Source organism: Citrobacter sp. Cpa228, from assembly GCF_030333085.1.
Taxonomy (GTDB): domain Bacteria; phylum Pseudomonadota; class Gammaproteobacteria; order Enterobacterales; family Enterobacteriaceae; genus Citrobacter; species Citrobacter pasteurii.
In genome coordinates this window covers 25470-49673 of record NZ_JAOWGQ010000047.1, presented here as the reverse complement: position 1 = coordinate 49673, position 24204 = coordinate 25470, and the positions used below count along the sequence as shown (strand labels likewise).

Annotated in this window: 28 protein-coding genes; 14 read left to right on the top strand and 14 right to left on the bottom strand. The window is 50.9% G+C overall.

Annotated features, from left to right (window positions below; all coding sequences use genetic code 11):
• The 4 genes from sapD to sapA are packed head-to-tail and all read right to left on the bottom strand — an operon-like array spanning position 1 to position 4475.
• On the bottom strand, positions 1–993 hold the full coding sequence (sapD, locus tag OGX91_RS12875) for a peptide ABC transporter ATP-binding protein SapD (protein WP_003020556.1): 993 nt from the start codon (positions 991–993) through the stop codon (positions 1–3).
• Entirely contained in the window at positions 993–1883 is an 891-nt protein-coding gene (gene sapC / locus OGX91_RS12870) for a peptide ABC transporter permease SapC (RefSeq protein ID WP_005126480.1), read from the bottom strand. The genes sapD and sapC overlap by 1 nt, the downstream gene beginning before the upstream one ends.
• Positions 1870–2835, bottom strand: a complete 966-nt coding sequence (gene sapB, locus OGX91_RS12865) for a peptide ABC transporter permease SapB (protein ID WP_005126482.1) — start codon at positions 2833–2835, stop codon at positions 1870–1872. The genes sapC and sapB overlap by 14 nt, the downstream gene beginning before the upstream one ends.
• Complete coding sequence (gene sapA / locus OGX91_RS12860; RefSeq protein ID WP_005126483.1) at positions 2832–4475, bottom strand: ABC transporter substrate-binding protein SapA; 1644 nt, start codon at positions 4473–4475, stop codon at positions 2832–2834. Before sapA ends, sapB begins: the two co-directional genes overlap by 4 nt.
• 546 nt (positions 4476–5021) lie before the next feature.
• On the opposite strand from sapA, the gene OGX91_RS12855 reads away from it, so the two are divergent.
• A complete protein-coding gene (locus OGX91_RS12855) occupies positions 5022–5474 on the top strand; it encodes an SgcJ/EcaC family oxidoreductase (protein ID WP_005126487.1) in 453 nt (150 codons plus the stop codon).
• A 67-nt stretch (positions 5475–5541) separates the two neighbouring features.
• Here OGX91_RS12855 and OGX91_RS12850 read toward each other — a convergent pair whose 3' ends face one another.
• The 6 genes from OGX91_RS12850 to pspF form a co-directional block, all read right to left on the bottom strand.
• The gene (locus tag OGX91_RS12850; protein ID WP_005126488.1) at positions 5542–6186 is read right to left on the bottom strand and encodes a QnrB family quinolone resistance pentapeptide repeat protein; all 645 of its coding nucleotides are present in this window, start codon (positions 6184–6186) and stop codon (positions 5542–5544) included.
• A 75-nt stretch (positions 6187–6261) separates the two neighbouring features.
• Positions 6262–6903, bottom strand: coding sequence for a helix-turn-helix transcriptional regulator (locus OGX91_RS12845; RefSeq protein ID WP_005126490.1), 642 nt, complete (start codon positions 6901–6903; stop codon positions 6262–6264).
• A gap of 127 nt (positions 6904–7030) precedes the next feature.
• Complete coding sequence (locus tag OGX91_RS12840) at positions 7031–7999, bottom strand: threo-3-hydroxy-L-aspartate ammonia-lyase (protein ID WP_005126493.1); 969 nt, start codon at positions 7997–7999, stop codon at positions 7031–7033.
• A gap of 26 nt (positions 8000–8025) precedes the next feature.
• Complete coding sequence (locus OGX91_RS12835) at positions 8026–8421, bottom strand: RidA family protein (RefSeq protein WP_005126495.1); 396 nt, start codon at positions 8419–8421, stop codon at positions 8026–8028.
• Between the two features lie 374 nt (positions 8422–8795).
• The gene (locus tag OGX91_RS12830) at positions 8796–9242 is read right to left on the bottom strand and encodes a TetR family transcriptional regulator C-terminal domain-containing protein (RefSeq protein WP_005126497.1); all 447 of its coding nucleotides are present in this window, start codon (positions 9240–9242) and stop codon (positions 8796–8798) included.
• Between the two features lie 103 nt (positions 9243–9345).
• On the bottom strand, positions 9346–10335 hold the full coding sequence (gene pspF / locus OGX91_RS12825; RefSeq protein WP_162873155.1) for a phage shock protein operon transcriptional activator: 990 nt from the start codon (positions 10333–10335) through the stop codon (positions 9346–9348).
• Between the two features lie 155 nt (positions 10336–10490).
• Between pspF and pspA the strand changes: the two genes are divergently transcribed.
• The 8 genes from pspA (at position 10491) to tyrR (ending at position 16710) form a co-directional block, all read left to right on the top strand.
• On the top strand, positions 10491–11159 hold the full coding sequence (gene pspA / locus OGX91_RS12820; RefSeq protein ID WP_005126503.1) for a phage shock protein PspA: 669 nt from the start codon (positions 10491–10493) through the stop codon (positions 11157–11159).
• A 54-nt stretch (positions 11160–11213) separates the two neighbouring features.
• Entirely contained in the window at positions 11214–11438 is a 225-nt protein-coding gene (gene pspB, locus OGX91_RS12815) for an envelope stress response membrane protein PspB (protein WP_005126505.1), read from the top strand.
• The gene (gene pspC, locus OGX91_RS12810; RefSeq protein WP_003020497.1) at positions 11438–11797 is read left to right on the top strand and encodes an envelope stress response membrane protein PspC; all 360 of its coding nucleotides are present in this window, start codon (positions 11438–11440) and stop codon (positions 11795–11797) included. The genes pspB and pspC overlap by 1 nt, the downstream gene beginning before the upstream one ends.
• Positions 11798–11805: 8 nt before the next feature.
• Positions 11806–12027: a phage shock protein PspD gene (gene pspD / locus OGX91_RS12805; protein ID WP_040230893.1), complete on the top strand. Its 222-nt coding sequence runs from the start codon at positions 11806–11808 to the stop codon at positions 12025–12027.
• 76 nt (positions 12028–12103) lie between these two features.
• Positions 12104–12421: a thiosulfate sulfurtransferase PspE gene (gene pspE / locus OGX91_RS12800; RefSeq protein ID WP_005126509.1), complete on the top strand. Its 318-nt coding sequence runs from the start codon at positions 12104–12106 to the stop codon at positions 12419–12421.
• A gap of 142 nt (positions 12422–12563) precedes the next feature.
• Entirely contained in the window at positions 12564–13961 is a 1398-nt protein-coding gene (locus OGX91_RS12795; protein WP_005126510.1) for a YcjX family GTP-binding protein, read from the top strand.
• On the top strand, positions 13958–15019 hold the full coding sequence (locus OGX91_RS12790; protein ID WP_005126511.1) for a YcjF family protein: 1062 nt from the start codon (positions 13958–13960) through the stop codon (positions 15017–15019). The genes OGX91_RS12795 and OGX91_RS12790 overlap by 4 nt, the downstream gene beginning before the upstream one ends.
• Positions 15020–15165: 146 nt before the next feature.
• Entirely contained in the window at positions 15166–16710 is a 1545-nt protein-coding gene (gene tyrR / locus OGX91_RS12785) for a transcriptional regulator TyrR (RefSeq protein WP_155021096.1), read from the top strand.
• A gap of 52 nt (positions 16711–16762) precedes the next feature.
• On the opposite strand, the gene tpx is transcribed toward tyrR, so the two are convergent.
• Positions 16763–17269: a thiol peroxidase gene (tpx, locus tag OGX91_RS12780; RefSeq protein ID WP_040230898.1), complete on the bottom strand. Its 507-nt coding sequence runs from the start codon at positions 17267–17269 to the stop codon at positions 16763–16765.
• Positions 17270–17384: 115 nt separating this feature from the next.
• Between tpx and ycjG the strand changes: the two genes are divergently transcribed.
• Complete coding sequence (ycjG, locus tag OGX91_RS12775) at positions 17385–18371, top strand: L-Ala-D/L-Glu epimerase (RefSeq protein WP_040230899.1); 987 nt, start codon at positions 17385–17387, stop codon at positions 18369–18371.
• On the opposite strand, the gene mpaA is transcribed toward ycjG, so the two are convergent.
• Positions 18346–19053: a murein tripeptide amidase MpaA gene (gene mpaA / locus OGX91_RS12770; protein ID WP_048211525.1), complete on the bottom strand. Its 708-nt coding sequence runs from the start codon at positions 19051–19053 to the stop codon at positions 18346–18348. The genes ycjG and mpaA overlap by 26 nt on opposite strands.
• A 184-nt stretch (positions 19054–19237) precedes the next feature.
• Here mpaA and mppA point away from each other — a divergent pair, with 184 nt between their 5' ends.
• The gene (mppA, locus tag OGX91_RS12765; RefSeq protein ID WP_005126516.1) at positions 19238–20851 is read left to right on the top strand and encodes a murein tripeptide ABC transporter substrate-binding protein MppA; all 1614 of its coding nucleotides are present in this window, start codon (positions 19238–19240) and stop codon (positions 20849–20851) included.
• 540 nt (positions 20852–21391) lie between these two features.
• Positions 21392–21973, top strand: a complete 582-nt coding sequence (locus OGX91_RS12755) for a YrbL family protein (protein WP_005126519.1) — start codon at positions 21392–21394, stop codon at positions 21971–21973.
• Positions 21974–22104: 131 nt separating this feature from the next.
• Here the strand turns inward: OGX91_RS12755 and OGX91_RS12750 are convergent, their stop codons facing one another.
• Positions 22105–22668, bottom strand: coding sequence for a MarR family winged helix-turn-helix transcriptional regulator (locus tag OGX91_RS12750; RefSeq protein ID WP_040230905.1), 564 nt, complete (start codon positions 22666–22668; stop codon positions 22105–22107).
• 115 nt (positions 22669–22783) lie between these two features.
• Here OGX91_RS12750 and OGX91_RS12745 point away from each other — a divergent pair, with 115 nt between their 5' ends.
• Both OGX91_RS12745 and OGX91_RS12740 read left to right on the top strand, forming a co-directional pair.
• On the top strand, positions 22784–23014 hold the full coding sequence (locus OGX91_RS12745; RefSeq protein ID WP_005126617.1) for a glutaredoxin family protein: 231 nt from the start codon (positions 22784–22786) through the stop codon (positions 23012–23014).
• A gap of 68 nt (positions 23015–23082) precedes the next feature.
• The gene (locus OGX91_RS12740) at positions 23083–23352 is read left to right on the top strand and encodes a Rho-binding antiterminator (RefSeq protein ID WP_199947063.1); all 270 of its coding nucleotides are present in this window, start codon (positions 23083–23085) and stop codon (positions 23350–23352) included.
• 28 nt (positions 23353–23380) lie between these two features.
• Here the strand turns inward: OGX91_RS12740 and OGX91_RS12735 are convergent, their stop codons facing one another.
• A complete protein-coding gene (locus OGX91_RS12735; RefSeq protein WP_188231650.1) occupies positions 23381–24151 on the bottom strand; it encodes a DeoR/GlpR family DNA-binding transcription regulator in 771 nt (256 codons plus the stop codon).
• Between the last annotated feature and the right edge of the window lie 53 nt (positions 24152–24204).

Sequence of the window (24204 nt, the reverse complement as noted above, 5' to 3'; positions counted from 1 at the left end):
TCACTCTCTCTCCATATTCAGGGGGAAATGACAGGCGTAGAGATGATTCTTTGCTCCGGTCAGTCTTGGGGTTTCAATGCATTCGCGCTGTGCATAAGGGCAACGCGGCCCCAGACGACAGCCGATGGGCAACTGTTCTAACAACGGAATTGCTCCTGGCATGGTATTCAGGCGGCTTTTATGCGGCATTGCGCTACCAAAATCAGGAATGGCGCGAATCAACGCTTGTGTATAAGGGTGGTGGGGTATTGTCACCAAATCTTTACTGGGTGCGGTTTCCACCGTTTGTCCGCAGTACATTACGTTGATTTTGTCTGCCCATTGGCTGAGCATTTGCAGGTCATGGCTGATCAACAAAATGGTGGTATTGCTGTTTTGATTCAGTCGGGTCAGCAGACGAAAAATTTGCGCCTGGGTTGTGGGTTCCATCGCATTGGTGGGTTCATCTGCAATCAGCAGGCGAGGTTGGTTTGCCAGTGCGATGGCGATCATGACCTTCTGGCACTCGCCGTCGGTCAGCTCATAAGGGAAACTGCGCATTGCATCTTTATGATCTTTTATCCCGACGCGGTGCAGCAGTTCAATCGCGCGGCGTTTGCGCCAGCCAATACGTTGCCACCAGCGGCCCTTGTAAGTCCAGGCGGGAATGTTTTGCATCAGTTGGCGTCCAATACGTTCTGACGGATCCAGACAAGACTGCGGCTCCTGAAAGATCATGGACACGTTATGGCCGACCAGTTTACGTCGTTCACGGGCGGAAAGGCGTAACAGGTCGATATCATCAAAACGCATGCGGTCCGCGGTAACGCGCCAGTTATCTTTGGCTACGCCGCAGATGGCCTTAGCGATCAAACTTTTACCTGAACCCGATTCACCGACCAGTCCACGGATCTCACCTTCGTTTAGCGTCATGCTGACGCGGTCCACTGCTTTCACCCAGTCGTCACCGGTCCTGAACTCGATAGTCAGGTTGCGGATATCCAGTAATGGCATTATTCCACCCCCGCAATAATTGCGCGGCGTACGCCGTCACCTAACAGGTTTACCAGCAGCACACTTATCATAATTGCCGCGCCGGGCAGCATGACTGTCCATGGCGCAACATAGATCAACTCCAGCGCATCGCCGAGCATGGCGCCCCACTCTGGGGATGGCAGTTGTGCGCCGAGATCAAGGAAGCCCAGGGCGGCGATATCCAGAATCGCCATTGACAGTGCTCGGGTGATTTCAGTGATAAGACCAGCAGTGATATTCGGCAGAATCGCAAACCACAGGATATTGAGCGTGCTCGCGCCATCCAGACGAGCGGCAATGACATACTCTTTTTCCAGCTCATCATGCACCATGCTGTAGACGGAGCGCACCATACGCGGCAATAAAGCCAGCCAGACGGCGAACATCGCATGCGTCAGATGTGGCCCGGCAAAAGCCACCACAATAATGGCCAGCAGTAGCGAGGGAATTGACAGCAGGGTATCCAGAATATGGTTCAGCACCGCTGAGCGTAGTCCGTGCGTTGCCCCGGCAACCACGCCCAGCAACAGACCGCAGAGTGTGGCGGCGAGGGTAACGACAAACGCACCGCCTACAGTAGGGGCCGCGCCGCTGAGCAGACGGCTTAATACGTCGCGGCCGAGATCGTCGGTTCCGAGGAAGAATGACACTTCGCCATAGCGTGACCAGGACGGTGGCAACAGTTGGTAGCCAAGAAATTGCTGATCGATGCCGTAAGGGGCAAACCAGCCACCAAACACACACAGAATGACCAGTCCCGCACAACCGTACAGACCCACCATCGCAGAAGCATCGCCATAAAAATTACGCCATGCGGTGCGTAGCGTTCCGGGTGGGCGCTTCTCGCTATATACGCTATCGTAAGGCATACCATTCCTTATGTTTCAGAGGGTTAGCCATAGCACCCAAAATATCAGAGATGACGTTAACGATAATAACCAGGGAGCCAATCACCATCACTCCCGCCGAAATAGCGGCATAGTCTTGCTGGCGAATCGCGTTAATCAACCAGCGTCCCAGCCCTGGCCAGCTAAAGACCATCTCGGTGATCATCGCCAGCGTCAGCATGGTGGAAAACTGTAATCCAAGACGAGGAATGACCGGCGGCAGGGCGTTGTGCAGTACGTGGCGACGCAGAATGGTGAAGCGTGACAAACCGCGCGTGGCTGCCGCTTTGACATAGTTCTGATCGAAGACCTCAATGGTGCTGATGCGCATCAGGCGAATGACCTCCGTGGTGGGCGCGACGGAAAGCGTCAATACCGGAAGCACCATATGACGGATTGCGCTGACCAACATTTCGTCGCGCCAGGGGGAGTCAGAGATCCACGCATCAATAATGGCGAAACCGGTCACTGGTTTTACTTCGTAAAGTAAATCGAAGCGTCCCGAAACGGGTAACCAGCCGAGAGTCAGTGAGAAGAGGAGTGTCAGCAGCAGCGCCAGCCAAAAAACGGGAATGGAAAACCCCATCAGAGCCAATGCGCTGATGCAGCGATCCTGCCATTTATTGCGTGTGATGCCGGCCAGCATGCCGATGGGGATCCCGACCATCAGCGCAAACCCAAAGGCAAGAATACACAGCTCCATCGTGGCTGGGAAAACCTCTTTCAGTTGTTCTGAGATTAACTGGCCGTTAATACTGGAAACGCCAAAATCCCAGTGAATCAGACCGTTGAACCAGAATATCCAGGCGTTCCACAGCGATGCGCCTTGTAACGGCGCATGGGGGGTGAAGTAGCTCAGGCTGAACCCAATGAATGTCAGGAAGAACAGGGTGACCAGCAGCAATAAAAAGCGACGCAGGGTGAAGATAATCATGGTTTTTTCACCTCATCAGTCTTTTCCCTGGAAACCCCGGCAAAGGAAGCATTCCCGAACGGACTTAGCACCAGACCTTTGATGTCATAGCGGTAAGCCTGTAGACGCAATGATGAGGCCAACGGCAGGATCGGCAACTCTTGCGCCAGGATATGTTGTGCTTCGTCATAGGCGTCAATACGCGAGGAGAGCTGCTGCGAAGACAGCGCTTTGCGTAATATGCTGTCGAACTGCGGATTGCACCAGTGCGCGAAGTTAGTCTGTGAGTTGATGGCGGCACAACTGAGCAGCGGTCGGAAAAAGCTGTCAGGATCGTTACTGTCCGTCGCCCAACCGGACAACGTCAGATCATGGTTCATATCCATTAATCGCGCCTCCTGAAAACGACCTTCAACCGGGATGATCTTCACTTTCACACCCACCTGCGCCATATCTGCCTGGATCAGTTCCGCTGTTTTCAGCGGACTCGGGTTCCAGGCCTGAGAGCTGGTCGGTACCCACAGTTGCAACGTCAGATTCTCAAGTCCCAGTGCTTTTAGCTGCTCACGGGATTTAGCCGGGTTGTATTCAGTAATCTTAGCTTCGTTGTCATAAGCCCACGAGGCGCGGGGCAAAATAGATGCTGCAGTTTCTGCCGTACCGTAGTAGATAGACTGCATCAGACGCTGGTTGTTAATGGCCAACGCCAGCGCATGCCGCACTGCGGGGTTATCCAGCGGCGGTTTATTGGTGTTGAATGCCAGATAGGCAATGTTCATTCCAGGACGCAGCGTCAGGCGCAGACGTGGGTCATCACGTAATATGGTGAGCTGACTGGCCGCGGGCCAGGCCAGAACGTCGCACTCCCCGGTCAGGAGCTTTGATAACCGTCCGGTGCCGCCTGAACCGAGATCCACAACGATCTGTGGCATCAGGGGGGTGCCGCGCCAGAATTTTTCGTGACGTTGTAGACGAATATATTGTCCCGCGCGGTTTTCTGAAAGCAGGAACGGTCCGGTGCCGACGGGCTGTCTGTCGAGTAATTCCTGGCGATCCTGTTTGGCCAGTTGTGTGGCATATTCAGCCGACATTACGGAGGCATAGTGTGTAGCCAGATGCCACAGGAAGGAGGCATCTGGCTGAGTCAGGCGAAATTCAACCGTATTGTTATCCAGCTTGCGCACGCTTTGCACGTTGTCAGCGAATTGCAGGCTATCAAAGTAGGGAAAGCTGTTGCCATTGACGTTGTGCCACGGATGGTGGCGGTCAAATATGCGCTCGAAGGTAAATACCACATCATCTGCATTTAGCTTACGGGTAGGCTTAAACCAGGCCGTCTTTTGAAACGAGACGTCGCGGCGCAAGTGGAAACGGTAGGTTGCACCGTTGTCCAGCACTTCCCAGCTCTCAGCCAGTTCTGGCACCAGTCGGTAGGTGTATGGGTCCACATCAAGCAGCCGGTCATAGAGTTGGGCAGCCAGAGTGTCGACAATCAGGCCGCTGCTCGCCTTCTGTGGGTTGAATGTATTGACTTGCCCGCTGACGCAATAGACAAAGCCGCTGTCACGAATATCAACGTGCGTGGTCTGCAGAGGCGCGGCAACAGCCTGACCACTCAGAAGTCCAGCCATCACGATCAGAGTTGATAAAACCAGGCGCATAATTTTAAGGGACTATGAATAAAGAAGCTATCTTACTAATATTTAATGACATTCGCCATTACCGTTTGAGTTTGGGGGCAACCACACAGTTAGTTGCAAATTCAACGTTGCGGCCTGGTCAATATTCATACCAGCGCTCCACTTTGAATATAACTCATAAACTATCTTAGCATTTTCATGCCTCATCTGACCCGTAATAAACGAAGCGTGAGTTTCATGAGGGTATAGCTATGCCAAATTTATGCGCTGGGGTGTCGCAAGTGCCAAAACGTAAGGACGGGATAGCGTTAAAGAGGTTCTGGAAGGGGGACAGAAATCATATGCATACTGAACTATAATCATTCAGGTAGTAGTTTATGTTAAATACAGAGCATCAATGCCAAAATATCTAATTATTTCATTGCATTACTTACCCATTTTTTTTGACGTCTTTATTTTCTACACTCGGCGTATGTTAATGGTTTCTATTGGTTATGACAGGTGATTTGACTATCCGGTTATCAATGACCTTCTTGTGGCCATCTAACCATTAATGGAATGATTACTATGAAGAAATTACTTGGTTTTGCTGTTTCACTGATCCTTTTATCGGCCCCCGTTTTTGCAACTCCGGCCCCAGAATGTGTGAAGGTGAACAAAGCGCAAATCGAAGCGCTATTCGACAAGTGGAATGAATCACTGAAAACAGGTAATGCGAAGACAGTATCTGAAAATTATCTTAGTGATGCAGTATTACTTCCCACGGTATCGAATAAGGCCCGTTTAACAGATGCTGAACGTGAGGATTATTTTGAACATTTTCTGGCGAAGAAACCGACCGGGAAAATTGACAGTCGTACCATTCGCCTTGGCTGTAATAAGGCGGTTGATGCAGGCACCTATACCTTCACCTTCGCAGACAAATCGACTGTTTCGGCACGTTATACGTTTACTTACGCGTGGGATGGGAAGGCGTGGAAAATTTCCACCCACCACTCTTCAGCAATGCCTGAGGGGTAACAGAACAGATACGTAGGGGGCGGGGATTCACCGCTCCCGGGTGTATTGCGGGCTTGATTAGCCAGGGCTAACCGATAATGGCAATCCCAAGCCGTTCCATGATCAAAGAGGCCTGGTAACTATCTATCTTAACACCTTGTAAATCGACGCCCCGAACATCTAAATCCCCCAGTTCAGAATTGGTCAGATCGCAATGCGTGAAGTTCGCCGCCCGCCAGTCAAACGACGTAAACTCACCACCAGAGAGATCGGAGCCGCTAAATGTTGCGCCGAGAATCTGCGTGCCAATCCAGCGGTTTTCCCACAGCTCACACTTTTCTAACACCACTTTTGAAAAATTGGCGTAACTCAGGTTGGTGTTGGTGATATATGCGCTGCAGAACCAGGTGCGTGTGGTTATCATATTCATAAAACTTGCGCCGCGAAAATCCGCACCTTGAGCGCGGCATCCGCGGATTTCAACACCCAGTGCGCTGACATTTCTGAAGTCTGACATTGATAAATCACAGCTTTTAAAGATGGCATCCTTCAGGATGGCCCGGCTGAAATGACACCCTTTTTGGCTCTCACGGTCGTAAAACTGACAACCGATAAATTCAGTGCCACTCATGTCGGTGCCAGAAAAGTCGCAGTTAAAAAACGTACTGTTTTCAATTTTCGCCCCGGTAAAGCGGTTCCTGTCAATTTTTTCGCCCACTAACGCTAGAGTCATAATGCTAATCCTGTTTTTTTATACAGTATTTGCATCATGGTAAACTGATTCAAGTCGTCGCGTCAAACGACCCACTTATTCGCCGATAGCGTTAGCCTGACGGGCATACAGGTATGCGGTTGCTCTGGACACTCCCAGATGCTGCGCCACCGTATCCATGGATTTTCGTACGTTCAGTAAACCTTCCTTACGCAATTGTTGAATCAGTACCTTTCTGTCTTCTGTTTTCAGCGCTCGCGCCGTTGTCGCACGTTTAGCCGCAAAGTCATCAATACGCTGGCGAATCACTTCATTACTGCCAGGATCGAGGTGTTCGCTGACAGGTGAGCACTCGGTTTCAGTAAACCGTGCCAGCGCACTCTGCATCCCGCGAAATAGCGTCATATCAACATTCAGGCATAGCGCCGCGACGTATTTTCCTTGTTCGTCCTTGATGCCAATAGAGGTACTTTTTACCGGGCGACCATCAGCAAACTGATTGCTGTAGTTGGCAACGATGTTAGGAAAATCAGGTGATGCGATCCGCGCCAGTCCAAGCTCCGTTGCGGGCTGGCCAGCTTTGCGACCGGACAGATTATTGTATATGGATAAGATCGCATGCTCAGGGTTCTTGAGGTCATGAACCACAACCTCGCAAAACGGAGAGAAGGTATCGCTCAGTCCTTTGGCGATGGTTTCAATTTGATTGAGTAGCGAGTTATCGTTGGTTTTTGGCATGCCAGTCTCCTGCAGTGATGCCTGTTGCCATTTTGGCGGCCAGTTTACAGCGTCCTGGGGCTTCTTTTCCAGACTGGAACAGGCGGCATAGCGATAAGGTATCCGCACCGCAGATACCTTAATGAGATTACTCTGCAAGAAATTCACTGTAGCGGTTGATATCAACATTGCCACCACTGATGATAATGCCGATTCTCTTTCCTCGAAGGCTCGCTTTTTGCGCTCTTGCGGCGGCAAAACCAAGGCAGCCTGTTGGCTCCACGACCATTTTCATTCGTTCCGCGATAAATTTCATTGCGGCAATTAATTCATCATCTGAAACCGTCAGGATATCGTTAACATGTTTCTGGATCAGTGGAAAGGTATGCTGTCCAAGATGTTGGGTTTGCGCGCCATCTGCAATGGTTTTCGGCGTATCGATGTGCACAATTTTGCCACTGCGAAACGACTGTTGACCGTCGTTGCCTGCCTCAGGTTCTACACCATAGATAAGACAATCAGGGGACAAGTGCCGTGCGGCCAGGGCGGAACCAGATAGAAGACCGCCACCGCCCAGACAAACAAAAAGGGCATCCAGAGCACCAACTTCTTCAATCAGTTCTTTCGTGGCGGTGCCCTGGCCTGCAATAACGTGTGGGTGATCGTAAGGTGGGATCAGCGTCAGTCCCTGTTTTTCTGCCAGATCCCGGCCAATTTTTTCACGATCTTCAGTGTAACGGTCGTATATCACGACATGTCCTCCATACCCTTTCGTGGCAGCAACTTTAGCGGCTGGCGCGTCGTGCGGCATGATAATTGTCGCCGGAATACCCAGCAATTTTGCGGACAGGGCGATTGCCTGAGCATGGTTTCCGGATGAAAAAGCCACGACGCCGGCTGCTCTCTGTTCTGGCGTAAACTGGCGCAAAGCATTCATCGCACCGCGAAACTTAAATGCCCCCATCCGCTGGTAGTTTTCGCATTTAAAGAAAACGTCAGCGCCAAACTCTTCATTCACCGTTCGCGATGTCATAACCGGTGTCTTGTTCGCATAACCTGCGATGCGCTCAGCGGCCGCGGCAACATCGTGGTAATCAGGTAGTGTTATTTCAGTCATTGTTGTTCACCTGTAGCAGTTAATAGTCACACTTGTTGTGCTAACGCAATGGCTTCAATTTCTACGGCAAAGCCGTAATGAAGCTCTGCAACGCCAGCGACAGCACGGGCTGGACGGGAATCACCGATCCATTCGCCGTAGATCCGATTAAACGTCGGCCACTGGTTAATGTCCGTGACATAGACGTGTACCGATACCAGGTGCTGACGAGAAACGCCGGCTCCTGCCAGACAAGCATCAACATTCTGTAGAGCCAGTCTGGTCTGTTCTTCAAAAGAAGCATCCGCTTTTCTTTCGCCATTAGTCGTGACAGGTAGCTGTCCGGAAATGAAAACGAATCCTCCGGCAGTCACACTATGTGAGTAATGGCCTGCTGGCGGGAAGCTATCCGTCGTTGTGTTCAGGGTAATATTGGTGGACATGGTTCAATCTCCAGCTTAAGTATTGATGATTCATTTAGTATAAAATAATACTATTTGTATTATCTTATACACCATCGTCATCCAGGCATCCAGTCTCTTTTTTCAGCGACATGGCCTTGTGGGCCACGTAAAACGCTCGGCATATCCGCTGAAATGCTTGTATAACGTTAGAATTTATGGCCGTGAGGTCGGGTAGGAATGATGAGAGCGCAGAAATGGTTTTTTGCTTTTAGTCGTGGCCGGGAGCTCAGTTGCAATTCACCGTCAGATGTATAAGTTGATACATAATGTATTGGTATTTTCGATGCCCGTAATGCCCACTTCTGGCGCGAAGTGGGCAGGGGAAAGATCAGAAAGCAGGCGCGGGAAGTATTTTATTTGAGCAGCTTTGACATTAAATCAGGGAACGCTGGTACATCTGTTTCCAGTGAGAACGCAGGGTTAATAGCCTTACGGGCAATCAGTCCGTCAATAAATGCAAACAGAATGATGGTTAGCGCTTGCGGGTCAATATCCCGACGAAACTCTCCTGCGGCGATACCTTGCGCAATTATTCCCGCAATGCTTTGTCGCATGATGTTATCACTGGCGATAAACGCTTCCCTGAGTTCCGGGTTGCGTGCCGATTCGGCCATGATTTCTACCCAAAGGTGGTGCGTGACAGGGTAACCGACATCGCTTATGCAAGAAACGACCTGCTTGCAAAGACGATCAAAAAACGATCCGCTACAGGGCTCATTATGGGCAGCCAGCGCAGTATTTTGCTCTTCCAGAACGGTTGCCCGAATAAGCTCATCCTTGCTTTTGAAGTAAGTGTACATTATGCAAGAATGATGATATGTGGGAACCGTTAAACGGTACTATTTCAATGTGCTTTGTGGAGGATTTTGCACATGAAGGCGCTAAACGGTCGGTAATGCATCGCTAAATCTGGTGTTTTTTAAGCAAAGCGCGGAGCTGATGGTACGTCAGCCCAAGCAGTTCGGCGGCCTTTTTCTGGTTAAATTTTGCCTGTTGCAGGCTGGTTTGCAGAAACCTCTTTTCTTGCTGTTGCTGGAATGCGCGCAGATCCAGCGGTAACGTTGCCGCTGTAGAGTGGGTTTCCTGCAGCTGAACGTCTGTAGTGTGGCGCTTAAACGGATCTATCACTACCTCGTCCAGCGGATATTCGCTGGTGCCATGTCGGTATACCGAGCGTTCAACAACGTTTTTCAATTCACGGATATTGCCCGGCCAGCGATAGTGGAGAAGTGTTTCTCTGGCTTGTGCGCTAAAACCGGGAAACAGCGGTAATCCAATCTCGCGGCACATTTGAATCGCAAAATGTTCGGCCATCAACATGATGTCGCTCTTACGCTCCCGTAAAGGTGGCAGTTGCACGACATCAAAGGCAAGTCGATCTAACAGGTCTGCGCGGAAAGTACCTTCACTGACCATTCTCGGTAAGTCGGCATTGGTGGCACAGACCAGGCGCACGTTAACTTGCAGCGGCTGGCTACCGCCTACGCGCTCGAGTTCTCCATACTCAATAACGCGCAGTAATTTCTCCTGTACCAACATCGGTGCGGTTGCCAGTTCATCAAGAAAAAGTGTGCCACCGTCGGCACGCTCGAAGCGACCCGGATGGCGTTTTTGCGCCCCGGTAAAAGCGCCAGCTTCGTGGCCGAAGAGTTCGGAATCGAGTAAATTTTCGTTCAGCGCCGCACAATTAAGAGAAATAAACGGTCCTTGCCAGCGTGTGGAAAGGTAGTGCAGACGGTTGGCGATTAACTCTTTTCCTGTGCCACGCTCACCGATAACCAACACGGGTTTTTCCAGGGGGGCCAGATGGGAGACTTGTTCCAGCACTTCAATGAAGCTGTTTGCTTCCCCCAGAAGAGTATCTTTGTATCCTGCCATGATGAAATTCACCATTTGTTAGTGTTATTCACCAATTTACCCTAATTATCACGTCAGGTAAAATTAGATATTATCTTTAAAATCAATAGAATAAAAAGTTGGCACATCATGTGCATTACGAAAGCAGCAGGGCTTAGCCCAATATCAGAACAGTAAGTGAGGATTACATTATGGGTATTTTTTCTCGTTTTGCCGACATCGTGAACGCCAACATTAATGCGTTGCTGGAAAAGGCTGAAGATCCGCAGAAGCTGGTGCGGTTAATGATTCAGGAAATGGAAGATACGCTGGTTGAGGTGCGTTCAAACTCCGCCCGCGCTTTGGCAGAAAAGAAACAGTTATCCCGTCGTATCGAACAGGCGAGTGCGCAGCAGGCAGAGTGGCAGGAAAAAGCCGAGCTGGCGCTGCGTAAAGAGAAAGAAGATCTGGCGCGTTCTGCGTTAATCGAAAAACAGAAACTGACCGACCTGATTGCTTCTCTGGAGCATGAGGTGACGCTGGTTGACGATACACTGACGCGGATGAAAAAAGAGATCGGCGAGCTGGAAAACAAACTCAGTGAAACCCGGGCTCGTCAGCAGGCATTGATGTTGCGTCATCAGGCGGCGAGTTCTTCCCGTGATGTCCGTCGTCAGTTGGATAGCGGCAAACTGGATGAAGCAATGGCCCGCTTTGAATCTTTTGAGCGCCGTATTGATCAGATGGAAGCGGAAGCCGAAAGCCATAACTTCGGTAAGCAAAAATCTCTGGATCAGCAATTTGCTGACCTGAAAGCAGATGATGAAATCAGCGAGCAGCTGGCGCAGCTTAAAGCCAAAATGCAGCAAGACAAGCAATAATAACATCTGGCGGCGCCCGAACGCGCCGCCGCTCATCACCTGTAAGGAGTACTCATGAGCGCGCTATTTCTGGCCATCCCGTTAACCATCTTTGTGTTGTTTGTTTTACCGATTTGGCTGTGGCTGCATTACAGCAACCGTTCCAGCCGTGGCGAACTGTCGCAAAGTGAACAGCAACGTCTGGTAGAACTCAACGATGACGCACAGCGGATGCGCGAGCGCATTCAGGCGCTGGAAGACATCCTTGATGCTGAACATCCAAACTGGAGGAACCGTTAATGGGAGGCGTTAACCTGAACAAAAAACTGTGGCGTATCCCGCAGCAGGGCATGGTGAAGGGGGTTTGTGCGGGTATTGCGCATTATCTCGATGTGCCTGTGAAGCTGGTACGGATCCTGGTGGTGCTGTCAGTCTTTTTTGGTCTGGCCTTTTTCACCTTCGTCGCCTACATCGTGCTGACATTTGTGTTAGACCCGATGCCGGACAATGTGGTTTCCGGCGAGCAGCAGCCTTCAAGCGGTGAACTATTGGACGCCGTCGATCGCGAGCTGGCCGCAAGTGAAAAGCGTTTGCGTGAAATGGAGCGTTATGTGACGTCTGATACATTTTCACTACGCAGTCGCTTTCGCCAACTGTGAGGTTAGAAATGAACAATCGCTGGCAACGTGCCGGGCAAAGGGTTAAGCCGGGCTTTAAAATAGCAGGCAAGCTGGTGCTTTTGACTGCGCTGCGCTACGGCCCGGCAGGTGTTGCGGGGTGGGCGGTGAAATCCGTGGCCCGCCGTCCGTTAAAAATGTTGCTGGTGTTGGTTCTGGAGCCATTATTGAGCAAGGTTGCCAGGAAAATTTCCCAACGCTATGGCCAGTGATAGCATGCTCGCAATATTTCCTTAAGATCAAGTATATAGTGTTAGGTGACTTTCTATCATTTAACGGAACGATACTATGTTGAAAAAAAGCGTATTCGCGTTGGCACTGGTCATCGGCATGCCGGTATTTGCGGCTGAGCACTGGATTGATGTTCGTGTTCCTGAACAATATCAGCAGGAACACGTTCAGGGGGCCATCAACATCCCTTTAAAGGATTTGCAGGCACGAATTGCGGCAGAAGTGCCAGATAAGGCGGACACCGTGAAGTTGTATTGCAACTCAGGTCGTCAATCCGGGATGGCAAAAGATATGCTGACCGGGATGGGCTATACACAGGTAACCAACGAAGGCGGCATCAATCAGATCGCGCTGCCAAAAGTAGAGAATAAATAAACCGTTCGCATTCCTTCTGCTACAGGCGGTAAGAATTATACCGCCTGATATCGCTCAGGTAGTTGATAAGTAAGAATTGACCCCTATCTTTACTTCCTGTTTGTTATAATTTATTCGGTTCCTTCAGCAAAACGGGATGGCGATGAAGCGACTTAAAAATGAACTCAACTCGCTGGTTAATCGCGGCGTAGATCGGCATTTGCGCCTGGCTGTCACCGGACTTAGCCGCAGCGGTAAGACGGCGTTTATCACCGCGATGGTAAACCAGCTACTCAATATTCATGCCGGTGCGCGTCTGCCGTTGCTCAGTTGCGTACGCGAAGAGCGTCTGCTTGGCGTTAAGCGGGTTCCCCAACGCGACTTTGGCATTCCGCGCTTTACCTATGATGAAGGACTGGCCCAGCTGTATGGCTCTCCGCCGACCTGGCCGACACCAACGCGCGGTGTGAGTGAAATTCGTCTGGCGCTGCGTTACAAGTCCAATGACTCTTTACTGCGCCACTTTAAAGACACCTCTACGCTGTACCTGGAAATCGTCGATTATCCGGGAGAGTGGCTGCTCGATTTACCGATGCTGGCCCAGGACTATTTGAGCTGGTCGCGGCAAATGACCGGATTATTGCAGGGGCAGCGTGGCGAATGGTCGGCAAAATGGCGGCAGTTAAGCCACGGGCTTGATCCACTAGCACCTGCTGACGAAAACCGTCTGGCGGAAATCGCTGCGGCGTGGACAGATTATCTGCATCAGTGCAAACAGCAGGGACTGCACTTTATTCAGCCCGGGCGCTTTGTGCTGCCGGGGGACATGGCTGGCGCACCTGCGCTGCAATTTTTTCCGTGGCCGGACGTTGATGCCTGGGGAGAATCGAAGCTGGCGCAGGCAGATAAACACACTAATGCGGGCATGCTGCGTGACAGGTTTAATTACTACTGCGAAAAGGTCGTGAAAGGGTTCTACAAGAATCACTTCCTGCGCTTTGACCGCCAAATTGTGTTGGTCGATTGCCTGCAACCGCTTAACAGCGGACCACAGGCGTTTAACGACATGCGTCTGGCGCTGACCCAACTGATGCAAAGTTTCCATTACGGTCAGCGCACGTTGTTCCGCCGGTTGTTCTCGCCGGTAATCGATAAGTTGCTGTTCGCTGCCACCAAGGCCGACCACGTTACGGTCGATCAACATGCCAATATGGTGTCGTTGTTGCAGCAGTTGATCCAGGACGCCTGGCAAAACGCTGCATTCGAAGGCATCAGCATGGATTGTCTGGGACTGGCATCGGTGCAGGCAACCACCAGCGGTCTGATCGATGTGAAGGGTGAGAAGATCCCCGCGTTGCGCGGCAATCGCCTGAGCGACGGTGAGCCCTTGACCGTCTATCCGGGAGAAGTCCCTGCGCGTTTACCGGGCCAGGCTTTTTGGGATCGCCAGGGTTTCCAGTTTGAAGCCTTTCGCCCGCAGGTCATGGATGTGGATAAACCCTTACCGCATATTCGGCTGGATGCCGCGCTGGAGTTTTTGATAGGAGATAAATTGCGATGAGCGAGCCGTTAAAACCGCGTATCGATTTCTCAGGTCCACTGGAAGTGGAACCAAACACGGCATTTAAAGCACAGCAAATGTTCAACGATACGGAAGCGCAGACTTTTTCTCCGGCGACAGTGGATGAGCCGCTGGAAGACGAAGGTCAGGCTGAAGCCGTTATTGATGCCGCATTACGTCCTAAACGCAGCCTGTGGCGCAAAATGGTGATGGGCGGGTTGGCGCTGTTTGGCATCAGTGTGGTAGCTCAGGGTGTGCAGTGGACGATGAACGCCTGGCAGACTCAGGACTGGGTCGCGCTGGGGGGCTGTGCTGCGGGTGCGCTGATTATTGGCGCAGGCGTTGGGTCGGTGGCAACCGAGTGGCGTCGGCTGTGGCGTTTACGTCAACGCGCACACGAGCGTGATGAAGCGCGTGATCTGTTACACAGTCACGGAACCGGAAAAGGCCGCGTATTTTGTGAAAAGTTGGCACAACAGGCGGGTATCGATCAGTCTCACCCTGCGCTACAACGCTGGTATGCCTCTATCCATGAAACGCAGAACGATCGCGAAGTGGTCAGCCTGTATGCTCATCTTGTGCAGCCGGTATTGGATGCGCAGGCCCGACGTGAGATTAGCCGTTCAGCGGCGGAGTCCACGCTGATGATTGCCGTCAGCCCGTTAGCGTTGGTAGATATGGCGTTTATTGCCTGGCGAAATCTGCGGTTGATTAACCGTATAGCTACGCTGTATGGCATCGAACTCGGCTATTACAGTCGCCTGCGCCTGTTTCGTCTGGTGCTGTTAAATATCGCTTTTGCCGGGGCCAGCGAGCTGGTGCGGGAAGTGGGGATGGACTGGATGTCGCAGGATTTAGCGGCCCGGTTATCCACGCGTGCCGCGCAGGGTATTGGCGCGGGCTTGTTAACAGCGCGTTTGGGGATTAAAGCGATGGAACTGTGCCGTCCATTACCGTGGATTGATGATGATAAACCGCGACTGGGGGATTTCCGCCGTCAGTTGATCGGTCAGGTGAAAGAGACCTTACAAAAGAACAAATCCCCGCGTGAAAGTTGAGTAAATACGGGTGCCGATCGTATAACTTTACGCCCCGGCGCCCAATTTTCCAGCGTGCTGTCAATATTTGTTGACAGAGTCCTTCCTGCTAACCCAATACTGGCTTATCATCTAACACATGATCCCTTGTCCAGGTGAAGGTTCCTATGCGTTTGGAAGTCTTTTGTGAAGACCGTCTTGGTCTGACCCGCGAATTGCTCGATTTACTGGTGCTGAGAAGCATTGATTTACGCGGTATCGAGATTGACCCCATCGGGCGAATTTACCTTAATTTTGCGGAACTGGAGTTCACTAACTTCAGCAGCCTGATGGCTGAAATCCGCCGCATCGCAGGGGTAACGGACGTCCGCACCGTGCCCTGGATGCCTTCCGAACGCGAACATCTGGCGCTGAGCGCGCTGCTTGAGGCGCTACCAGAACCAGTCCTTTCTCTGGATATGAAAAGCAAAATCGAGATGGCGAATCCTGCGAGCTGTCAGCTTTTCGCTCACAGTCAGGAGCGTATGCGCAATCATACCGCCGCTCAATTAATCAATGGGTTTAACTTCCAGCGCTGGCTCGAAAGCAATCCGCAGGATTCTCATAGCGAACATGTGGTGATTAATGGGCAAAACTTCCTGATGGAAATTACGCCTGTTCATTTGCAGGGCGAAAATCAGGAGCAGATGCTGACGGGAGCCGTTGTCATGTTGCGTTCTACCCTCCGCATGGGGCGTCAGTTGCAAAACATGACCACCCAGGATCTGAGCGCATTCAGTCAGATTATTGCTGTCAGTGCCAAAATGAAACACGTGGTGGAACAGGCGCGTAAGCTGGCAACACTGAGTGCGCCGCTGCTGATCACCGGAAATACCGGTACGGGCAAAGATCTCTTTGCGCATGCCTGCCATCTGGCGAGCCCACGTGCGTCAAAACCCTATCTGGCGCTGAACTGCGCGTCTATTCCTGAAGATGCGGTAGAAAGCGAACTGTTTGGCCACGCCCCGGAAGGTAAAAAAGGGTTCTTTGAGCAGGCGAATGGCGGTTCAGTGCTGTTGGATGAGATTGGCGAAATGTCGCCGCGCATGCAGACGAAATTGCTGCGCTTCCTCAATGACGGGACATTCCGTCGCGTGGGCGAAGATCATGAAGTTCATGTTGATGTCCGCGTAATCTGCGCGACGCAAAAGAACCTGGTGGAACTGGTGCAGAAAGGTCTTTTCCGCGAGGATCTCTATTATCGTCTGAATGTCCTGACGCTTAATCTGCCGCCGCTACGCGATTGCCCACAAGATATTATGCCGCTCACCGAGCTGTTTGTGGCGCGTTTTGCCGACGAGCAGGGTGTACCGCGTCCGAAGTTGTCTGCCGATCTCAGCACGGTGCTCACCCGCTACGGCTGGCCGGGTAATGTGCGTCAGCTTAAAAATGCTATCTATCGGGCGTTAACCCAGCTTGAGGGCTATGAACTGCGTCCGCAGGATATCTTATTGCCGGATTATGATGCAGCGACAGTTGCCGTCGGAGAAGAGGTGATGGAAGGGTCGCTGGATGAAATCACCAGCCGCTTTGAACGTTCCGTGTTGACGCAGCTTTATATGAATTATCCCAGCACGCGTAAACTGGCTAAACGCCTGGGGGTTTCACATACTGCGATTGCCAATAAGTTACGCGAATATGGTCTGAGTCAGCAGAAAAAAAGCGAAGAGTAATGATGCAAATAAAAATGCCTCCATCCGGAGGCATTTTTGTATTCAGGGCAACTTAGGCTTTCAGCACAGCCAGCGCTGCATCATAGTCAGGCTCGTTGGTAATTTCATTTACCAGTTGGCTGAATACAATGTTGTCATTTTCGTCGATCACGACAACGGCACGAGCAGCCAGACCTTTCAGCGGACCTTCGGCAATTTCAACACCGTAGTTTTTCAGGAATTCAGCGTTGCGCAGGGTGGACAGCGTGATAACGTTGCTCAGACCTTCCGCGCCGCAAAAACGAGAGTGGGCGAATGGCAGATCGGCTGAAATGCACAGTACGACGGTGTTGTCGATTTCTGTCGCCAGTTGGTTAAACTTACGTACTGATGCCGCGCACACGCCGGTATCGATGCTTGGGAAAATATTCAGCACTTTGCGCTTGCCTGCGAACTGGCCCAGCGTAACGTCAGACAGGTCTTTAGCCACAAGGGTAAAAGCCTGAGCTTTGCTTCCAGCCTGAGGAATAGAGCCGGCGACTGCAACCGGGTTGCCCTGGAAATGAACGGTTTGTGACATGGTTATCTTCCTGTTTACATATAGTTAACGTCAAGGCTAGTTTATGCCATCAGCAGTTAACACGGCAAACGCTATTTGCGGATATCCGCTTCAGGGACTGCATTAAGGAAAACAAATGAGATCAGTTAAGGTGTATGGGGAAGCCTGGCCGTTACACACTCCCTTTGTGATTGCCCGCGGGAGCAGGACCGAAGCGCATGTGGTGGTGGTTGAACTGGAAGAGAATGGTGTAAAGGGCGTTGGAGAATGTACGCCTTATCCTCGCTATGGCGAAAGCGATGCGTCGGTACTGGCTCAAATCATGAGTGTTGTGCCGCAACTGGAACACGGTGTGACACGTGAAGCGCTGCAGGCATTGCTGCCCGCGGGGGCGGCGCGTAATGCCGTTGACTGTGCGCTTTGGGATCTCAATGCGCGTCAGCAACAACAGTCTCTGGCCGACTACGTTGGTACTGAACTGGATGCAACAGTAACGACCGCGCAAACCGTCGTGATCGGCACGCCGGAGCAGATGGCGGCGAGTGCGACTGCGCTATGGGATAACGGTGCCAGATTGCTGAAAGTCAAACTGGATGCACACTTAATCAGCGAAAGGATGGTTGCGATCCGGGCGGCTGTGCCTGAGGCGACAATCATTGTTGATGCGAATGAGTCCTGGCGTGCTGAAGGGCTGGCCGCACGCTGCCAGTTAATGGCGGATTTAGGCGTTGCGATGCTGGAGCAGCCTCTGCCGGCTAATGATGATGCCGCGCTGGAGAATTTCGTGCATCCGCTGCCTGTCTGTGCAGATGAAAGCTGCCATACCCGCAGCAGTCTGAAAGCGCTGCATGGCCGCTATGAAATGGTGAATATTAAACTGGATAAGACAGGCGGACTGACGGAGGCGCTGGCGCTGGCGACCGAAGCCCGCGAGCAGGGATTCGCGTTAATGCTCGGCTGTATGTTGTGTACATCCAGGGCGATCGGCGCTGCATTGCCGCTTACGCCACAGGTCAGCTTTGCCGATCTGGATGGCCCTACCTGGCTGGCCCGAGACGCGGAGCCTGCCTTGCATTTTACAACCGGACAGCTCCATCTCAAGGATGCCAGCGCAAAAGATTAGACATTGCCAGCAGGTATTTTTCGCTCGCTTCATCCGATGAAATGGGCGGAAATTCTGCAGTAATGCAATGTAGGTTTAGATCGGCGCACCAGCTACCAAAAGAGCCTGGCGTTTCATAACCGACGCTGGTTACCAGCGGCAATTCGAACGACTGCGCCAACCACGCGCCTAATTCGCTGTGTCTGGGATCTTCAATACAGGCCAGCGGATCGTGGAAAGAAACTACCCATGCAGGATGAATGTGGTGAATAAGTTGGCATAGTGCCTGGGTCTCAGGCTCTGATCCCGGATGATCGCCGGTCAATAACACCACATCACGCTCTTCTGCGCTGCTGTTCCAACGATATACCGTTTCACCGGATTTCCAGTTTGCCGCCGGAAAGTTACGGTTTAGATCTACGCCGTTTGCATTGGCACGCAGACCCAACTGGCAACCGTCAGGGTTTACGGCCAGCACGACATGATGGCGACGCAGGGAAGGGTTAAGCGTACGCAATGCGCAGGAAAGGGTGACGACCGATGAGTTTTCGTCGCCGTGCGTTCCTGCCAGTATCAGACCGCTTTCACGATCGGCTGCCGGTGCCGGGAACCAGATCAGCGGTGCGCCGAGCAATGAACGTCCGTAATGTTCGGTTCCTGGCGGAAATGCGCCGCGCTCGGCACGGGGGCGGGTAACGGTCATAGTCATCTCTGAATGCTTGGATAGTTACTCGCAGTGTTGTGCAAAATGTATGGATAATCAAATCGTTTTCACACACTTATCTTTTCAGGTGTAATATCACTTTCTTGTCTGAAGTTAATTGCATTTCCTGCTGGCGATACAAATAATTACACATTCACTTAGTAGCCGGAATTGAGGGTATCTTATGCAGCATTCTGTTTCAGTAACCTGTTGTGCACTGTTGGTTAGCAGCATTTCATTATCCTGGGCTGCTGATGTTCCCAGCGGAACGGTACTGGCAGAAAAGCAAGAACTGGTGCGTCATATAAAAGATGAGCCAGCGTCACTCGATCCGGCAAAAGCCGTTGGGCTTCCAGAAATTCAGGTTATTCGCGATTTATTCGAAGGGCTGGTCAACCAGAATGAAAAGGGTGAGATTATTCCCGGTGTCGCCACACAGTGGAAGAGTAATGATAACCGTATCTGGACGTTTACGTTGCGCAATAATGCGCAATGGGCCGATGGCACGCCGGTAACGGCACAGGATTTTGTCTACAGTTGGCAGCGTCTGGTGGACCCGAAAACACTATCGCCGTTTGCCTGGTTTGCCGCGCTTGCAGGGATCAACAATGCCCAGGCGATCATCGATGGCAAAGCCGCGCCCGATAAGTTAGGTGTCAGCGCGGTGGATGCGCATACCTTCAAAGTGCAGTTGGACAAACCCCTACCCTGGTTTGCCAACCTGACAGCGAGCTTTGCGTTTTATCCTGTCCAAAAAGCCAATGTCGAAAGCGGTAAAGAGTGGACGAAGCCAGGCAACCTTATCGGTAACGGTGCCTATGTGCTGAAAGACCGTGTGGTTAACGAGAAACTGGAAGTTGTGCCGAATACACATTATTGGGACAACGCCAAAACGGTGCTGCAAAAAGTGACTTTCCTGCCGATTAACCAGGAGTCTGCTGCGACCAAACGCTATCTTGCTGGCGATATCGATATTACTGAGTCCTTCCCGAAAAATATGTATCAGAAGCTATTGAAGGATATTCCGGGCCAGGTTTATACGCCGCCGCAGCTTGGTACTTATTACTATGCGTTTAACACGCAAAAAGGGCCGACTGCCGATTCACGCGTGCGTCTGGCGCTTAGTATGACTATCGATCGCCGTCTGATGGCGGAGAAAGTATTAGGAACTGGAGAAAAACCCGCATGGCATTTCACGCCGGATGTGACGGCAGGATTTATCCCGGAACCTTCTCCGTTTGAACAAATGAGTCAGGAAGAGCTTAACGCTCAGGCGAAAACGCTGCTGCGTGCGGCCGGTTATGGCCCGCAGAAACCGCTGAAATTGACGCTGTTGTATAACACCTCTGAAAATCATCAGAAGATTGCTATTGCTGTGGCTTCCATGTGGAAGAAAAATCTTGGCGTGGATGTGAAGCTACAGAACCAGGAATGGAAAACGTATATCGATAGCCGTAATACCGGTAATTTTGATGTGATCCGTGCATCCTGGGTGGGCGATTACAACGAGCCATCCACATTCCTGTCGCTGTTAACCTCGACCCATACGGGCAATATTTCCCGCTTTAACAATCCGGCATACGATAAAGTGTTGACTCAGGCGACGCTGGAAAATACGGAGAAAGCACGGAATGCCGATTATAACGCAGCGGAAAAAATCCTGATGGAACAGGCACCTATTGCCCCGATTTATCAGTACACCAACGGGCGTTTAATTAAACCGTGGCTGAAGGGGTATCCGATAACCAACCCGGAAGATGTGGCATACAGTCGCACTATGTATATTGTTAAGCACTAGTTGCGTACGCCCTCCTGTTAACCTTCGTTAACCACTTCAACTGGCGCTGACTTCAGCGCCAGCATCTCCAGACAATCAGTATCAACCTCATTAGAAATAATGATAAAAACATATCTAATGAATTATTCATATTGTGAATTATCTATAACCAATTTTGCCGCTGCATGAAACCATCGTCCGCAATGTCCGCGGCTTCTTTCCCTCCAACATCCGGCCTCATCCCTTCGCGAGCGGCCTCTGGTGGAGGCACCATAGGTCACGGTGAATGACGCTTAGTTGAATACCTTCCACTATTAACCTTCGTTAACAACATCAAAAAAACAAAGTTGGTGTGGATTTCTCCAACAGTATTTCCTGGCGTTCAACCTGCTCACATCCACCGTTACTTTGCTTCAGTACGTCACGAAAAAAGTTGTTTATTGGATGAATACGCTATTTGTTTAACAACCATTGAAATAGATAGATACACAATATTTTTTGGCTGAGACAACTCTTCGTTGAGGCAACTCCATTTCACGTAGGGTAAAAATAAAAAACATTATGAAACAAGTGCTTATATTGAAAGATGAAGACTTACTGGCACGAGGTAACGATCGCTACGTCTTCCAGCACCCACAGGATAGTAAACTGCTGGTCAAAATCGTGATTCCAGGCATTGCGAAATATAAAAGCAAGCTACGTGAGGTCTTTCGGGACATCAAAGAATGTAAGTTGAGTCACCAAACCGACGCATTTTATATGCAAAAAATTGAAGGACTTGTTGAAACAAATAAAGGAATAGGGCAACTCACGGTGAAGGAGTGTGATGAGCATGGCCACATCGCTCAAACTCTTTATCAGCTTGCCCTGAACAAAGAACTTGATGCCAGCAAATTGCAGAAGTTGAATGTTTTTTTAGCGTGGTTTGTCAGTACCGGTGTCATTATTAACTCCCTGCATTGTAAAAACATCGTCTACGCCTGGGATGCTGCGCGCCAGGAATATTGTTTCAAAGTCATTGATGGTTTTGGTGACAAAACGTTTTTTCAGCTCAGTAAGTTTTCAGCGGCAATACGCGATAAAAATAAAGTCAAATGTCTCAAGCGGATGCTACGGGATCTGAACCACCTGCAGAATACGTAATCCGCAGAAATTGTTGACGATATGGCGTGGGAACGCGACTACCGTGATATCGGCGTGTCAAATGCCTGTCGCGAGTGGTTATCCTGGAAAGCGGCAACCCGACCACAATGAAGACACTACAACAGAGAAGATCATACGTCCGGGGGCTGATGCTCCCGACAAATTAACATCGAATCATCCTCGCTCAACGGTTCTTTCGTTAAATTACAAAATCCTTGACCGTTCACCTTTTGGTGGAACCGACAGCTCTGGCACAGACCAAATCCCGGCACATTACTGGTACGCTGAATGCCTCGCAATAGTTCGAAGAGTAGCTCCTTGAGTAAACCCGCGCGTTCACCCATCGTAGATTCGCCTGTCACCAAAAATGAGGGGGGAAGCAGGGCATCCAGCAGATTTTTGGCCGACTCGGTGAGCTGCAGATGAACGCTACGCTTATCCCTGGCATCCTGCGTGCGTACCACCAGTCCTTTTGATTCCAACAACTTTAGCGATTGTGAAACCGTTCCTTTGGTGAGGCCGAGGTAGTCCGTCACGGCGAGGGGGGTATTGGAGTAGCGGTTACAGCGTGCGAGATACATCAACGCACTGAGCTGTACTGGCTGAAGATCCGCCAGTAAAGGATGCTGGCGAAACCACATCCGCGTCAGACCAGACAGCCGGTCCAGTACGTCAAAAAGCGACATGTCATGCATAACAAAATCCTCCTCGGCATATAGTATCGACTAAAAACTATATTGACAAAGCATAAAACTGGCGTAGCATAAATTATAGTATCGAATCGATACTATAATTTAAAGGAGAGGTATCATGACCAAAGCCCGTTTTTATCATGCTGGTTGTCCGGTTTGCGTTTCCGCAGAAGAAACACTGTTACAGCATCTGTCCCCGGATGTGGAAATCGAGGTTATTCATTTGGGAGAACAACCCGATCATGTTGCAGAGGCGGAACGAATCGGAGTGAAGTCTGTTCCTGCGCTGGTGATCGACGGCAATGTGCTGCATATCAACTTTGGCGCGCCTATTGAAGCGCTGAAATAGCGTCGCATGTTCGGGAAGTCGCGTGAGCTATTTCCCGAACCGGCGTGGGCATGGGGAAGGGGGCATTTATGTGTGCTGCAGAGAAGTACCATCCTGTCGATTGTGATCTGCATGACTATCTGGAGATTGCCTGTCTTTATCACTATTTGCTGCGCATTGAACTGACCACTGGGGAACACTTTGATGCCAGGGCCGTGACGACATGTACCACAGCAGACAAAGAGGAATTCTTGCTTGTGGGGTGCCATGAACACCATCATAGAATTCGCCTGGACTATCTGTCAGCCATTACTCCATTGACGGCTGGCGCCACTTTTAGCACTGTGATATTCCGTTGAATCTGTACGTAAAAAGGCTGCGCCACCGTTATACGGTGTAAATGCGGATGTCATGTGCCTGAAAAGCGGTGCCGTACTGTTTGCTGATGTTTTCCTCCACGACAATGACATCGATGTTACTGCTGGCGGTGACAACATAACGTGCGACGGCAGGGATCTTATCCGCCGTCAGTGCGACGATAGTTTCGTTACACTGCTTAATTACCGCTTGTTTAAACTCACAATCGGCGTAATCAAACCCGGTTAATCCTGACTCCGGTGCCATCGCACAACCACCAATAAAACCTTGATCAAATAAAATATCCTGTACCTGGGCAATGGCTGTCGGACCTACGCATCCACCGGACGATCGCTGCACTGGCCCACCTAGCATGATGACCTCGAATAGCGGTTTTTTCAGCAGTACGGCGGCAATATCAGGTGAATTTGTCACGACGGTCAATGCCAGCTCAGCGGGAAGGGCTTCAGCCATTGCCAGGTTGGTTGTTCCTGTATCGATAAAAATACAGCTCCCGGATTTCACTAATCGGGCGCATCTTTGCGCGATGCTGCTCTTTTTCGCAGTATTAATATTCTTGCGTGCTGCGATGTCAGCTGACTCAGGTAGTGAAATAACAGCCCCGCCATAGACTTTCTTGCAAACACCTTCTTTACACAACTCATGTAAATCGCGGCGGATCGTATGTTCTGACACCCCCAAACGGGCGGCCAGTTCAGTACAGATCACTCTGCCGTTTTCCTGCAGGATCTGATAGATAAGCGCCTGGCGCTGATCCGGGAACGCAGCGTAATCGAGCATGAGAACTCCATAAAAATAAACATCGAGCAATAATGTGCATGATCGTGCATTAT

Coding starts and splice junctions, on each gene's coding strand:
- sapD (WP_003020556.1), bottom strand. CDS start 993: ATGCCATTACTGGATATCCGCAACCTGACTATCGAGTTCAGGACCGGT.
- sapC (WP_005126480.1), bottom strand. CDS start 1,883: ATGCCTTACGATAGCGTATATAGCGAGAAGCGCCCACCCGGAACGCTA.
- sapB (WP_005126482.1), bottom strand. CDS start 2,835: ATGATTATCTTCACCCTGCGTCGCTTTTTATTGCTGCTGGTCACCCTG.
- sapA (WP_005126483.1), bottom strand. CDS start 4,475: ATGCGCCTGGTTTTATCAACTCTGATCGTGATGGCTGGACTTCTGAGT.
- OGX91_RS12855 (WP_005126487.1), top strand. CDS start 5,022: ATGAAGAAATTACTTGGTTTTGCTGTTTCACTGATCCTTTTATCGGCC.
- OGX91_RS12850 (WP_005126488.1), bottom strand. CDS start 6,186: ATGACTCTAGCGTTAGTGGGCGAAAAAATTGACAGGAACCGCTTTACC.
- OGX91_RS12845 (WP_005126490.1), bottom strand. CDS start 6,903: ATGCCAAAAACCAACGATAACTCGCTACTCAATCAAATTGAAACCATC.
- OGX91_RS12840 (WP_005126493.1), bottom strand. CDS start 7,999: ATGACTGAAATAACACTACCTGATTACCACGATGTTGCCGCGGCCGCT.
- OGX91_RS12835 (WP_005126495.1), bottom strand. CDS start 8,421: ATGTCCACCAATATTACCCTGAACACAACGACGGATAGCTTCCCGCCA.
- OGX91_RS12830 (WP_005126497.1), bottom strand. CDS start 9,242: ATGTACACTTACTTCAAAAGCAAGGATGAGCTTATTCGGGCAACCGTT.
- pspF (WP_162873155.1), bottom strand. CDS start 10,335: ATGGTGAATTTCATCATGGCAGGATACAAAGATACTCTTCTGGGGGAA.
- pspA (WP_005126503.1), top strand. CDS start 10,491: ATGGGTATTTTTTCTCGTTTTGCCGACATCGTGAACGCCAACATTAAT.
- pspB (WP_005126505.1), top strand. CDS start 11,214: ATGAGCGCGCTATTTCTGGCCATCCCGTTAACCATCTTTGTGTTGTTT.
- pspC (WP_003020497.1), top strand. CDS start 11,438: ATGGGAGGCGTTAACCTGAACAAAAAACTGTGGCGTATCCCGCAGCAG.
- pspD (WP_040230893.1), top strand. CDS start 11,806: ATGAACAATCGCTGGCAACGTGCCGGGCAAAGGGTTAAGCCGGGCTTT.
- pspE (WP_005126509.1), top strand. CDS start 12,104: ATGTTGAAAAAAAGCGTATTCGCGTTGGCACTGGTCATCGGCATGCCG.
- OGX91_RS12795 (WP_005126510.1), top strand. CDS start 12,564: ATGAAGCGACTTAAAAATGAACTCAACTCGCTGGTTAATCGCGGCGTA.
- OGX91_RS12790 (WP_005126511.1), top strand. CDS start 13,958: ATGAGCGAGCCGTTAAAACCGCGTATCGATTTCTCAGGTCCACTGGAA.
- tyrR (WP_155021096.1), top strand. CDS start 15,166: ATGCGTTTGGAAGTCTTTTGTGAAGACCGTCTTGGTCTGACCCGCGAA.
- tpx (WP_040230898.1), bottom strand. CDS start 17,269: ATGTCACAAACCGTTCATTTCCAGGGCAACCCGGTTGCAGTCGCCGGC.
- ycjG (WP_040230899.1), top strand. CDS start 17,385: ATGAGATCAGTTAAGGTGTATGGGGAAGCCTGGCCGTTACACACTCCC.
- mpaA (WP_048211525.1), bottom strand. CDS start 19,053: ATGACCGTTACCCGCCCCCGTGCCGAGCGCGGCGCATTTCCGCCAGGA.
- mppA (WP_005126516.1), top strand. CDS start 19,238: ATGCAGCATTCTGTTTCAGTAACCTGTTGTGCACTGTTGGTTAGCAGC.
- OGX91_RS12755 (WP_005126519.1), top strand. CDS start 21,392: ATGAAACAAGTGCTTATATTGAAAGATGAAGACTTACTGGCACGAGGT.
- OGX91_RS12750 (WP_040230905.1), bottom strand. CDS start 22,668: ATGCATGACATGTCGCTTTTTGACGTACTGGACCGGCTGTCTGGTCTG.
- OGX91_RS12745 (WP_005126617.1), top strand. CDS start 22,784: ATGACCAAAGCCCGTTTTTATCATGCTGGTTGTCCGGTTTGCGTTTCC.
- OGX91_RS12740 (WP_199947063.1), top strand. CDS start 23,083: ATGTGTGCTGCAGAGAAGTACCATCCTGTCGATTGTGATCTGCATGAC.
- OGX91_RS12735 (WP_188231650.1), bottom strand. CDS start 24,151: ATGCTCGATTACGCTGCGTTCCCGGATCAGCGCCAGGCGCTTATCTAT.